At 70.7% G+C, this 12,376-nt stretch carries 12 protein-coding genes; 5 read left to right on the top strand and 7 right to left on the bottom strand.

The genetic code is table 11. The annotated features are described in order from the left end of the window. The first annotated feature begins 560 nt into the window (after window positions 1-560). Together VI238_RS04785 and VI238_RS04780 are read left to right on the top strand one after the other, a co-directional pair. Complete coding sequence (locus VI238_RS04785) at window positions 561-2,375, top strand: phosphoenolpyruvate carboxykinase (GTP) (protein WP_331649012.1); 1,815 nt, start codon at window positions 561-563, stop codon at window positions 2,373-2,375. A gap of 418 nt (window positions 2,376-2,793) precedes the next feature. Then, complete coding sequence (locus tag VI238_RS04780; RefSeq protein ID WP_331649008.1) at window positions 2,794-3,282, top strand: REP-associated tyrosine transposase; 489 nt, start codon at window positions 2,794-2,796, stop codon at window positions 3,280-3,282. Between the two features lie 91 nt (window positions 3,283-3,373). Here VI238_RS04780 and VI238_RS04775 read toward each other — a convergent pair whose 3' ends face one another. Beyond that, window positions 3,374-4,333: an alpha/beta hydrolase gene (locus VI238_RS04775; protein ID WP_331649006.1), complete on the bottom strand. Its 960-nt coding sequence runs from the start codon at window positions 4,331-4,333 to the stop codon at window positions 3,374-3,376. Between the two features lie 267 nt (window positions 4,334-4,600). On the opposite strand from VI238_RS04775, the gene VI238_RS04770 reads away from it, so the two are divergent. The 3 genes from VI238_RS04770 to VI238_RS04760 are packed head-to-tail and all read left to right on the top strand — an operon-like array spanning window position 4,601 to window position 6,551. Beyond that, complete coding sequence (locus VI238_RS04770) at window positions 4,601-5,161, top strand: RNA polymerase sigma factor (protein ID WP_414650028.1); 561 nt, start codon at window positions 4,601-4,603, stop codon at window positions 5,159-5,161. Then, the gene (locus VI238_RS04765) at window positions 5,158-5,631 is read left to right on the top strand and encodes a hypothetical protein (protein WP_331649003.1); all 474 of its coding nucleotides are present in this window, start codon (window positions 5,158-5,160) and stop codon (window positions 5,629-5,631) included. Before VI238_RS04770 ends, VI238_RS04765 begins: the two co-directional genes overlap by 4 nt. A gap of 14 nt (window positions 5,632-5,645) precedes the next feature. After that, complete coding sequence (locus VI238_RS04760; protein WP_331649000.1) at window positions 5,646-6,551, top strand: DUF4097 family beta strand repeat-containing protein; 906 nt, start codon at window positions 5,646-5,648, stop codon at window positions 6,549-6,551. Window positions 6,552-6,599: 48 nt separating this feature from the next. Here the strand turns inward: VI238_RS04760 and VI238_RS04755 are convergent, their stop codons facing one another. From VI238_RS04755 to VI238_RS04730, 6 genes are all read right to left on the bottom strand, one after another. Continuing rightward, entirely contained in the window at window positions 6,600-7,238 is a 639-nt protein-coding gene (locus tag VI238_RS04755; protein ID WP_331648999.1) for an outer membrane beta-barrel protein, read from the bottom strand. A 46-nt stretch (window positions 7,239-7,284) separates the two neighbouring features. Then, entirely contained in the window at window positions 7,285-8,424 is a 1,140-nt protein-coding gene (locus VI238_RS04750) for a HupE/UreJ family protein (protein WP_331648997.1), read from the bottom strand. Beyond that, window positions 8,421-9,563, bottom strand: a complete 1,143-nt coding sequence (locus tag VI238_RS04745; protein ID WP_331648995.1) for a hypothetical protein — start codon at window positions 9,561-9,563, stop codon at window positions 8,421-8,423. Before VI238_RS04745 ends, VI238_RS04750 begins: the two co-directional genes overlap by 4 nt. A gap of 86 nt (window positions 9,564-9,649) precedes the next feature. Next, window positions 9,650-11,197 (bottom strand): DUF4331 domain-containing protein, encoded by a 1,548-nt coding sequence (locus VI238_RS04740; protein ID WP_331648993.1) that lies wholly within the window; start codon window positions 11,195-11,197, stop codon window positions 9,650-9,652. 188 nt (window positions 11,198-11,385) lie between these two features. Next, window positions 11,386-12,135, bottom strand: a complete 750-nt coding sequence (locus VI238_RS04735; RefSeq protein ID WP_331648991.1) for an anti-sigma factor — start codon at window positions 12,133-12,135, stop codon at window positions 11,386-11,388. After that, a partial coding sequence (locus tag VI238_RS04730; RefSeq protein WP_331648989.1) for a sigma factor-like helix-turn-helix DNA-binding protein occupies window positions 12,132-12,376 on the bottom strand: 245 nt, incomplete at its 5' end. The genes VI238_RS04730 and VI238_RS04735, both read right to left, overlap by 4 nt.

The raw sequence follows: 12,376 nt of genomic DNA, 5'->3' as shown, positions 1-12,376 counted from the left end.
GCAGGATGCCCGGAGGGCGACGCTGTCGGGGTGTCCTTTCTTGGGGTTACCCTTCTTTGGACAAGCAAAGAAGGGTAACCGGCCCGCAGGGATGCGGGACGAACATGCACGGACGCGGGTCGGTCGTCGCGAAGAGTCGCGCCTGCTGCTCGCAAGCACGAACAGCGAAGACGCACCGCAGAAGCACCCTCACCCAACCCTCTCCCGCAAGCGGGAGAGAGGGGGAAGCACGCGGCGACGCGTGGAGAGGGGAAAGCACGCGACCTTGGGTGGGAGAGGGAGAAGGTCGCCGCCCAGCGACCGATGGTCGCGGCGGCACCGCCCCCGACATCCGCCCGATCGCCCGAGACACACCGATGGCCCTCGCTGTCCACGCGCCACCCGTGCGACATTGAAAGCGTTTACACCGTGACGCCACACGGCGCGCCCATGACGCGGGGAGTCCGCGGCGAGACCCGCCAGGACCCGCGGATGCGGCAGCCTGCCTTGCATGCACGCCGGGCCGGGGCTACCGTCGACCCTTCCACACTTTTCCACGCGGGCGCGTGCGCCCGGAGACCATGGCCAGCCAGCTCAAAGCCCTGAACGACTGGGTCGACGACGTCGCCCGATTGACCCGACCCGATGCCATCCGCTGGTGCGACGGTACCGACGCCGAGGCGGCCGCCCTGCGCGCCGAGATGCTCGCCGACGGCACCCTCACGGAGCTCAACCAGGACACCCACCCCGGCTGCACCCTGCACCGCTCGCACCCGTCCGACGTCGCGCGCGTGGAGCACCTCACGCTCGTCTGCTCGCAGAACGAAGACGACGCGGGCCCGAACAACCACTGGATGGCGCCGGCGGACGCGCACGCGAAGATCGACGCGCTGTTCGACGGCTGCATGCAGGGCCGCACGATGTACGTGATCCCGTACTGCATGGGCCCGATCGATTCGCCGATCTCGCGCTGCGGTGTCGAGATCACCGATTCGCCGTACGTGGTCGCGAACATGCGCATCATGACCCGAATGGGTGCGCCCGCGCTCGCGCGCATCGAGCGCGAAGGCGCCGCGGCGGCCGCGCGCGGCGAGCCGCCTACGTTCGTGAAGGGCCTGCATTCGATCGGCGAGCTCGACCCCGAGCGCCGCTACATCATGCATTTCCCCGAGGAGCTCACGATCAAGTCGTACGGCTCCGGCTACGGCGGCAATGCGCTGCTCGGCAAGAAATGCCACGCGTTGCGCATCGGGTCGTGGCAGGCGCGCCAGGAAGGCTGGCTCGCCGAGCACATGCTCATCGTCGGCATCGAGAACCCGCAAGGTGAGACGCACTACATCGCCGCGGCGTTCCCGTCCGCGTGCGGCAAGACCAACCTCGCGATGCTGATTCCGCCCGAAGGCTACCGCCAGGCGGGCTGGAAGGTGTGGACGGTCGGCGACGACATCTGCTGGATGCGCCCGGGCAAGGACGGCCGCCTCTACGCGATCAATCCCGAAGCGGGTTTCTTCGGCGTCGCGCCGGGCACGAGCCGTTCGACCAACCCGAACGCGCTCGCGACGATCCGCCAGGACACGATCTTCACCAACGTCGCCGTGACCGCGGACAACCAGCCGTGGTGGGAAGGCTTGCCCGAGGGCACGCCGGTCACCGACTGGCAGGGCCGGCCGTACGATCCGGGCAATGGCCCCGCCGCGCATCCGAATTCGCGCTTCACCGTCGCCGCGCGCCAAGCGCCGAGCTGGACGCCGAAGGCCGAGGACCCGGCCGGCGTGCCGATCTCGGCGATCGTGTTCGGGGGTCGGCGGCCGTCCCTCGTGCCGCTCGTGTTCGAAGCGCGCGACTGGACCCACGGCGTGCTCGTCGGCGCGGCGATGGGTTCGGAGACGACCGCGGCCGCGACCGGTGCGGTCGGCGTGCTGCGGCGCGACTCGATGGCGATGAAGCCGTTCTGCGGCTACAACTACGGCGACTACTTCGCGCACTGGCTGTCGTTCGACAAGCCGGGCGCGAAGCTGCCGAAGATCTTCCACGTCAATTGGTTCCGCAAGGGCGACGACGGCGCGTTCCTCTGGCCCGGCTATGGCGACAACCTGCGCGTGCTCGAGTGGATCATCGACCGCTGCAAGGGCGCGGTCGGCGCGCACGAGACGCCGATCGGCCACCTGCCGCGCAAGGGCGACCTGCACGTCGAAGGCCTCGCGATCGACGACGACGCGCTCGACGCGCTGCTCGAGGTCGACCCGATGGGCTGGGCCGCGGAAGTCGCCGACATCGGCCACTACCTCGACTCGTTCGGCGCGCGCACGCCGGAGAAGCTCAAGGCCGAACAACGCCGCGTCGCCGCCGCGCTCGCGAATGCGGGTGCGCCGGCGCGCAAGGTGGCGGCGGGGTGATGTAGAACCGAACGAACACGCCGCGCGAACCCTGTAGGAGCCCACCCTGTGGGCGACCGCAATGTCGCATCACGCCGTAACGCCGCGGCACGCCGCAACGCCGCAGCACACCGAGACGCATCGGTCGCGCACAGGGTGCGCTCCTACATCAGGTCTGGTGCGGCTCGGTCTGCATGGGATGCGCTCCTACATCGCGGGCCCGCGCGACGCGCACGCGTCCGCGGGCGCGCCACGCTGACCCTGTAGGAGCCCACCCTGTGGGCGACCGCAACGTCGCACTACACCCACCGTTCCGGTCTCGCGAAGTCCGCGGGGACTGCGTCGCGGCGTGCGGCTTACACGGCGCCGACGCGATCTCGCTCGTCGCGTGACGCACGCGCCTGATCGCGTGCGGGCGGGCGCGTGACATGCTGTCGCAATGACCTTCTGCAAGGGCCATCGCAACTTGCGTGCAGGGCGAGCATCGCTGCGAGGTCAGGTCTACCTGGTGACCATGGTCACCGCCGATCGCGCGCGCGTATTCGAGGATGCGTTCGTCGCGGCGGCTGTGTGCCGCCGGATCGGGCAGTCGACGACGTGGGGCGATGCCGAAGTGCTCTGCTGGGTGCTCATGCCCGATCATTGGCATGGGCTCGTGCGCCTTGGCCGCTCGGACGACTTGCCGACAACCGTCAATCGCTTGAAGGCGCGCATCACCAAAGCCGTGCGCGCGATTGATCGCTCGACCACGTCGGTTTGGGCGCGCGCGTACCACGATCGCGCCTTGCGGCACGACGAAGCGTTGCGGGACGTCGCACGTTACGTCGTCCTCAATCCGGTCCGCGCCGGCATCGTGCGTCGCGTCGGCGACTACCCCTTCTGGAACGCGATCTGGCTCCCGCGCGAATCGACGCACGGTGATGAATGACCCGAGCGCAGCATCGCAACACGCCGCAACATCGCCGCACACCGCAACGCACCGGTCGCGCACAGGGTGCGCACCGGCATCGCGGACCCGCTCAGTGCGGGCTCTGGGCAAGGAACGCGAGGATCACCGGCACCGCCGCAGCGGGTTCTTCTTCCATGATCCAGTGGCCCGAGTTCGCGATGACCGCCCCCTCGACGTGGTCGGCGACGAATTCGAGTTCGGTCTTCATCGCCGCGCCGTAGGAATGATCGCCGCCGACCGCGAGGATCGGCATGTGCAGCTTGCCGCCCTTGGCGAACAGCGCCTTGTTCTCCTCGGCATCGGTCGCGAATGCGGCGAACTGGCCGCCGAGCGCGTTGTGGATCGCACCGGGTCGCGCGTACAGCTCGGCGTAGTGGACGCGCGTCGCTTCGTCGATGCCGGCCGGGTTCGCGGACAGTTCGTTGTAGAAGCGATCGAGCAGGATGCGTTCGCGCCCGGCGACGAGCCGCTCGACGTCGGGGCCGCGGAAGTTGAAGTGCCACACCTTGGGATTGGTGAGCTGCTTCTCCCACGTGCCCAGGCCCGGCAGCGGCGCGTCCATGATGACCCAGCGACTCACGCGCTGCGGATACTGCGCGGCGAACGCGTAGCCGACCATGTTGCCGATGTCGTGCGTGACGAGCTGCACCGAATCGACGTGCAGTGCATCGAGGATCGCGGCGAGATCGCGCGCCTGCGCCGCCTTCTCGTAGCCGCCTTCCGGGTGCGACGACAGGCCCATGCCGCGCAGGTCCGGCACGATCACGCGATGGTCCTCGACGAGCACCTCGGCAAGCGGCTGCCACATGTCGCCGGTGTCGCCGAATCCGTGCAGCAGCAGCACGGCCGGGCCCTTGCCGCCGCTGCGCACGTACTGCGTGCCGCCGGCGACGGGCATGTCCTTTCCGGTGAAGGCCGCCGAGTAGGGTTTCACCTCGGCGCGCGTCGGGGTCGCAACGAATGGGAGCAGCAGCATCGCGCACAGCGACATCGCGGCGAGGGCGCGCCGCGCGAACGCATGATCACTCATGGGGCTCTCCTGGCAGGAAGCACGGGGCGCATGGACTGACGCGTGCGGCGGTCCTGCGCCGGCCCGGCCGCAGCGCCACCCCTCGCGGCTGCGGCCGATCAATGGCGGACGCGAGCATACCGGCGCTGCGGCGCGATGGACGGTGCCTGCGACCAGGTCATACCGGCCGACGCCATTGCCCCGTCCGCGGGCCAATCCTTAAACCCTGCGGCCCACGGCCGCATCCAAGCTGGCAAGATGAACGCCTGTCTTGCCATGCCCCTGCCGATGAGCGACGTGTCCCGTGCCGAAGCGGCCCCCGAATCGGCGGACACCGAGCTGGTGCGACGTGCCGCGGCCGGGGACATGCGTGCGTTCGAGGCGCTCTATCGCCGGCACGCCGCGCGCGTGCACGGTGCCGTATGGCGCCTCAGCGGCATGAACGAGGCGCGCGCGGAGGAGCTGACCCAGGAGGCGTTCGTGCGCGCGTGGCAGAAGCTCGACAGTTTCCGCCACGAGAGCGCGTTTTCCACCTGGCTGCACCGGCTCGCGGTCAACGTGGCGTTGATGGACCTGCGCGCACGCGACCCCGAGGACGCGGTCGAGAGCGAGGTGCTCGAGGCCGCGATCGAGCCGGTGACGCCGTTCTGCGCGGGGGAGCGTTCCGACCTCGAGCAGGCGGTCGCGAAACTGCCGCCGCGCGCACGCGCGGTGCTGGTCCTGCATGATGTGGAAGGCTGGAAGCACGAGGAGATCGGCCGCGAACTCGGCATGGCGGTCGGCTCGTCGAAGGCACAATTGCATCGCGCGCGCGGCTTGTTGCGCGGGATGCTCGGAGGAACCCCATGAACGAATTCGAGATCCAGCGCGGACTGCGCCAGATGAACACGCCGCGGGTGCCGCAGGCGGACCTGTGGTCCGGCATCGCGGCACGCATCGCCGCCGACGCGGCGGCGGCGCGCGCACCGGCACGCCGCCGGCGCTGGTTCCCGTTCGCCGCCGCGGCAGGCATGCTGCTTGCCGTCGGCGGCGGGATCACCGCATACGCGCTGCACCAGCAACGCGTCGCGGCCGAGTTCATCGCGAGCACCGGCGGCCCGCTGCCCGTGCGCGTGTCGCCGCGCGATGCGCGCGACGTCTCGCGCGCTCCCGGCGGCGACCCGCGCCTGCTCGGCGCGGCGGTCGTGCTCGATGCCGCGCACGCCGAGCTCGAGCAGGCGCTCGAGCAGCGCCCGGACGCGGTGTTCCTGGTCAGCCTGCTCAACCGCACCAACGCACGCCGCATGAAACTCGAACACTACGGCGCCCGCGCCGGCTGACGAAGGAGTCCATCATGAAAGCCGCCGCCCGCACCCTGCTCGTACTCGCCGTCGCATTCGCCCTCGGCGATGCGCAAGCGGATACGCCGATCAACGAACACCGCGACGTGAGCCCGACCGCGCAGATCGAGGTCTCGAACGTGAAGGGTTCGGTGACCGTCAGCGGCTGGGACAAGGCCGAAGTCGCGATCACCGGCACGCTCGGCGACGGCGCGAAGAAGCTCTCGGTCGAAGGCAGTGCGGATCACCTGCGCATCAAGGTGGAGCCGCCCGACAAGCAGGGCTGGTTCAGCTGGGGCGCCGACACGCGCATGGGCGACAGCGTACTCGACGTGCGCGTGCCGAAGAATGCGGAGATGAAGATCGAAGTCGTCAGCGCCGACGTGAGCCTCAGCGGCGTCGCCGGGCGCAGCCTGCGCGTCGACGGGGTCAGCGGCAAGCTGCGTCTCGACAGCGGCGCGAAGGACGTCGAGCTCGACAGCGTCAGCGGCGACATCGACGTCACCGGCGCGGCGGACCGCGCGCACGTCGAAACCGTCTCCGGCAACATCCGCGCGCGCGGCCTTGGCGGCCAGGTGAAGTTCGAGACGGTCTCGGGCGACATCGACGCCGAGAACGGCGGCTACCGCGAGATCAATGCCGGCACCGTTTCAGGCGACGTGAACCTGCGCGGCAAGCCCGACGCCGGCGCACGCGTCGACGTCGAGACGATGAGCGGCGACGTGCACCTGTCCATCCCGGCCGACGTGTCCGCGCGCTTCGACGCCTCGAGTTTCAGCGGACGCATCCGCAGCGACTTCGGCACGGTCAGCGAGCCCGAGCACGGCCCCGGCAGCAGCCTCGAGGTCACCACGGGCGGCGGCGGCGGCCAGGTGAAGGTCGAGACCTTCAGCGGCGACATCGAGATCCGCAAGCAGTAGCTCGGCGCGCCACCCGTAGCCGCGGTCGACGCGGCGCGATCGCGGCGCTCAGAACGTGTAGGCGACGCCGACCGACGCGATGTCCGCGTCCGTCTTGCCCCCGGTCAGTTCATCGCCGAGTCCGTCGTAGCGGGCCCACTCCACGCGGGCGATCCAGTGCGGGTTGAACGCGTAGGTCGCGCCGATTGCATAGGCCGCTTCCGTGCTGCGCTTGGACTGCCGCTCCGCGCCGTCGATCACCGTGACCGATCCGCTGCCGCTGTAGCGCGTGCGCACGCGCGACGCGTACGCCCCCGCGCGCGCGTAGACGGCGAAGGCATCGCCGATCGGCAGGCGGCCGACGATGCTCGCCTCGCCGCCACGGATGCGCGTGCGGCCGGACAGCGAGCCGGTCGGCTGCACGTCGGTGCGGAACGAAAACCGGCCGAGGTCGACGTAGGCGAGCTCCACGCCCACGTAGGGCAGGAAGAAGTAGCCGCCATACACGCGGTATGCGGTGTCGGCATCGTCCGCGGTCGTGCTCGCGCCGTCGAAGCCGAGGTCGAGGAAAGCGTCCGATCGCGCGGTGCGATCGACGTCGATCGACGAGCGGCCGATGCTTGCGCCGACGTACGCCTGTGCGTGCGCACCCGCGCTTGCGACGAGGGCGACGGTGGTGAGTGCGAAGCGGGCAGTGCGGATGGTCATGGCGGTCTCCTGGTTGAAGGGTGGCGTGGCGACGGGTAATGACGGACTAGAACGGCATGAGCTTGACGTCGAGGGTGCGCTCCACCAGCCAGCCGAGCGCGAGCATCGCGATCGCGACGGAACCGCCGCCGACCACGCCGATCTGGTAGCCGCGCAATGAGCGCGCGAGGTACGCGACCGGGACGATGAGCGCGACGAGGGCGAGCTGGCCGAGCTCGACGCCGGCGTTGAAGCCGAACAGCGACAGCGCGAGCATCGCGCCGGAGAGGTCGAGATCGCGCAGCACGCTGGCGAAGCCGAAGCCGTGGACGAGGCCGAACGCGAAGGCGACGAGCCACCGACGCGCAGGCAGGATCGGCACGAGGTTGTCGATCGCGGTGACGAGGACCGACAACGCGATCATCGATTCGGTGAATCGCGCCGGCAGCATCACGACGTGCAGCGTCGCGAGGCTCAGCGTGATCGAGTGCGCGACCGTGAACGCGGTGACCGTCGCGGCGACGTTGCGCAACGCGACGGACAGCCGCGGCACCGCGCTCCAGCGGCCGCCTTGCCGGCCGAGCACGGCCGGAAGCAGCAGCGCCACGAGGAACAGGATGTGGTCGTAGCCGGTCGCGATGTGGACGATGCCGTCGCGTACGAAGCTGCGGAGCGCGGACCCCGCATCGGCGCCGCCGAGCGTGAAGGCCTGGCGCCGATGGTCGCGATCGAACACGGCCGCCCGGGTGGTATTGCCCCCCTCGCCCGCCGCCAGCTTGAGCAGGCCGCGGTGCTGCGCGTCGACGTCGAACAGCAGTCGGTAGTCCAGCGTGAGCGCGTCGATCGCACGCGGACACGACGCCGACAGTCCCACGACGACGTAAGCACCATCGCTGTGGTGGTCGATGGCGTGTCCGGCGACCTCGAGCGGGCACGCGGCATCGCCGGCGGAGAGGGCGAGGCGCGACACGAGGTAGGCGTCGATGTCGGTCTCGCGCGTGCGGATCTCCCCCCACGTGAGGCGCCGGTCGCCGTCGCGATCGAGGTCGAGCACGAGGTCGAGGTCGCGCAGCGCGATGTCCCAATGGCCGCGCACGACGCCGCCGTGCACGGCCAGCGTCAGGTAGCTGTCGCTCGGCTTGTGCGCATCGGCGCACGCGGCGTGGCCGACGCCGAGGAGGGCGAGCGCGAGGACGACGCCCTTCACGATGCGCGGACCCGGCGTACGAGCTCGGCGATGCGCGCGCCTTCCAGGCGCGTGCGCACGACCCAGTCGGCGACGGCCGTGACGTCGCGCGCCCGCCCTGCGGCCAGCGCGCACTCGAGCGCGATGCGTGCGTCGAGCGGCTCCTTCTGCACCGACCAGTTCTCGAGCGCGAGGGCGAGCGCAGCGTCCGCGTCGCCTTCCAGCTCGAGCACGTAGCGCGCTTCCTCGCGCAGGTGCACGCGATCGCCGCGTGCGTGCAGCGCGGCGAAGCGTTCCGCGAGCGCGGCGCGGCTGCGCGCGGCGTCCGCGCTGCGCAGGCGGTGCTCGGCCTGCGCGCGCCGCAGCAGCAGGTTGTCGACGGGCGTATCGGCGGCGATCAGCGCGACGACGTCCTGCGGACGCCCCTCGTCGAGAAGGAAATCCGCGTAGGCGGCCACGGTGTAGGCGTCGAACGGATCGATCGCGAGGCTGGCGCGATAGCGCGCTTCGGCGTCGCCGGTGCGGCCGAGTCGTTCGTCGAGTTCGGCTGCGAGCGTGCCCGCCCACGCGCGCAGGCGCTCGTCGCGTGCGATCGTCGGGCCGTCGAGGATCGCAGAGACGGACGCGTGGGCCGCGGCCGCCGCGCCCTCGACGCCATCGATCGGCGCGACGCACAGCACGGCGGTGATGCCCTCGAGATGCGCGCAACTCGCGCGCGCGCCCTCGTGGTCGCCGCTGACCAGTTGCACGTCGGCCCGGACGAGCCATGCCTGCGCGTTGCCCGGCTCGCGCGCGACGACGCGATCGAGATCCGCGAGCGCCGGCGCGAACGCGTGCGAACGCTGGCGGATCGTCGCGCGCAGCAGCAGCACGGGCACGGGTGGATCCGGCGCGTCCCACCAGGGCGACAGTGCGGCCTGCGCCTGGCCGAGCGGCCTCGGGTCGGACAGGGCCTTGGCACGATCGACGCACGCCTGCGCGAAGCGCACGGCGACGTCGAGGTCCGCGGGCCTGCGCGCGAGCAACGCGCGCATCGCGCGCATCGCGCGATCGCCGCGCGCGTCGGTGCCACCCGGCAATCGTTCGATCACCTGCGCATCGCTCGCAGGCACGTAGGGCTCGGCGCGCACCGCCGACGCCGCGAAGAGCGTGGCGGACACGACGATCGGTGCGATGGCACGCAGGGTCGGCATGGCGGCAAGTACCCCCGAGGGCGCCGCGCCGTCGCGTCGCGGCGCCACGTCGCTCAGGGTGCGGAAGGATTGGCCGGCAGGCCGTTGGAACCGTTCGGCGATCCCGGCAGCGGCGTCGTCAGGTACGGGAACGTCGCGTCGAACTGGCTGTCCTCGACCAGCACGCCATCGGTGTACGGCAGGTTCGCACTCGGCGGCTTGCCCGCGCCCGGCGGCAGGAGCACGCCCATCGCGACGCGCAACTCGATGTCGACCACGTCGTCGCCGGGACGGCGACCGTTCGGGAAACCCGCCGGATCGCACCCCGGGTTGGTGAGCGTGAGCACGCCGTCGACGAAGCATGCCGCCGCGCCGAGGCTGTTCTGGCTGCCCTTGGGCGTGACCGGCAGCGCCGTGTTGAGACGGATCATTTCCGACGGCGCACCATTGTTCGGCTGGTTCACGTTCGGCACGCCGGTGAGGAAGGCGGCGACGAGGTCGGCACGCGGGAACACGCTGGGTGCCATCACGCCATCCGCGCCGAACAGCACTTCGAGCAACGCCGGCAACGTCGGGTTCGTCACGTAGGTGAGGAACTGCGCGTCGTCCTTCGGCTCGCTCGCGTTGAACGCGTCCTTGTCCTTCAGGCCGATGACGATTTCGTTGACGAGCGGCATGCCGAGGCGCGAAACCTGGACGAAGTTGCGATCCGCCACGATGCGACGCAGCGGCTCGTTGCCGACCAGGCGCGTGCGCGGCAGGCTGGCCGTGGTCCAGACGCCGATGACGGGTTCGCCGGCGCCCGTCACGCACGCGATCGGCAACTCGAGCGCGAGCGACGTGATGTTCTTGCCCGCGGTCGCATTGGTCGACCCCGAACGGCTGCCGACCACGCGCGCGGTCGGGATGTTGACGAGGTCGAAGATCTCGCCGAGGTTCACGCCGAAACCCTCGCGGCGCTGGCCGACGAACATGCGCCCGGGCGTGCTGCAGCCGGGCACGTTCACCGCGTACACGTGGCGCTTCGCGTAGGCGACGTAGTCGGGCAGCGACTTGGTGCCGATGTTGTCGATCGGCTTGGCGAACGCGGTGCCGCCGCCGTCGGCATTGGACACCGCGCCGGCCACGTCGGGCGGTTGGCGGCGGGCACCCCGGATGAGGTTGACGGTGTACGTCTCGGCGTCGTTGCGGGCATCGGAATTGTCCGCGGTCACCTGGCCCGCGTTGCGCAGCGGGATGCCCACGCTCCTCCCGCCGATGTTGAGCTGGATGTCCTTGAGGTCGTACGCGAACTTGAACTGGTAGGTCAGGTCCTCCTTGGCGTCGCCGTTGTTGTCGATGTGGATTTCGTAGAGCGCGTCGGGATCCATCGTGAAGTAGTTGGGTCCGCCGTACGCATCCTGCAGGGGAACGTAGTTGGCGATGATCGTGACGAAATCGCTGCGCCCGGGCTCGTAACTGCGGAACACGTAGAGGTCGGTGCCGTCCACCTTCGGATACTGGGTGATCGCGGGGGCCTCGCGGTGGCTCGAGGCGATCGCGCCCTCGGGTGACGCGGCGAATGCGGCGAGGGCCGCGGCGAGCCCCGCCGCGAGGGAGGTGCGGAAGCGAATCGGATTCATGGGATCGGTCCTTGGCGCAGTCGTCGATGCTGCAAGGAGCCCTACGAGGCCAGAGCGGCGCCGGATGCACGCCCGTCGAAACGATCGTGTCGGGAAGCCGACGGCGCCGTGCGGCGCCGACACGCAGGGCCGCTCGCGCCGGGCGCCGGATTGCTGCGGCCGGCGGACGCGATCGCGGCACGCGTGGGTCAGATCGTGCGGATGCCGCCCTTGGCGACGATCGCGCCGCTCGGTGCCGCGTGCGGCATCGCCGACGGCAGCTCGAGCGATATCGCGAGCGTGGCGCCGACCGCGACCTGACGCAGCAGCGTGGGCGGCACGCTGATCACGAGCGGCTTCTCGTTCGACACGAAGCCGAGCGATCGGGGCGCTTGGCCGGGCGGAATCAGCCAGAGCTCGGGGACGCGGCCATCGGTGGCGACCGGCCTGGGCACCGGAACCACGAGCATCGTGCCCTTCGCCACATCGATCGAAGCAAGCCAGCCGGTCGAACCGTCGTCGGCGGCGAGCACGGTGACCGGGCCCAGCGCCGCCGGTCCGCTCGTCGGGGCGACGCCGGCCGGGGGCGTACCGATCCGCCCGACGACGAACGCGGCGATGCCCGCAGCGAGCGCGACGACCGCCGCGCCGCGCCAGAATCCGACGCTGTTCCACGCGCGGACGCGCTCGGGGGCATCGGCACTCCAGCCCAGCCGCGCGCGCACGCCCGGCCACACGTGCGCCGGCGGCTCCACCGCCGCGACGTGCAGCGTCCACGCCGCCAGCCGGCGCTCCCATTCGGCCACGAGGCGCGCGAACGCGGGCTCGGCGTCGATCCTCCGCTGCACGCGACGCCGCTCGAAGCCGTCGAGCACGCCGAGCACGTACTCGCCGGCGCGCATGTCGTCGCCATGCGAACGGCCGCCGTCGTCGTCGAAGTCGCCGTCAGGGCTGTTCATGGGTCCAGGCACGCGCGTAGCTGCAGCAGGCTGCGACGGATCCAGCTCTTCACCGAACCCAGGGGAGCGCCGATGCGTCGCGCGAGTTCCTCGTACGTCGCGGCCTCGAAGAATGCGGTGCGCACGAGCGACCTGCGCCGTTCGTCGAGTCGCTCCATGCAATGCTCCAGCCGCGAACCCACGTTCGTGGCCTCGGCGCGATCCGCCGGCGACGGCGTCGGGTCGCGCAGGTCCTCCGGCA

This window comes from Dokdonella sp., from assembly GCF_036518555.1.
GTDB lineage: Bacteria > Pseudomonadota > Gammaproteobacteria > Xanthomonadales > Rhodanobacteraceae > Dokdonella_A.
Note: the sequence above shows the minus strand (reverse complement) of the source record. Positions and strands in the feature narration are given on the sequence as shown.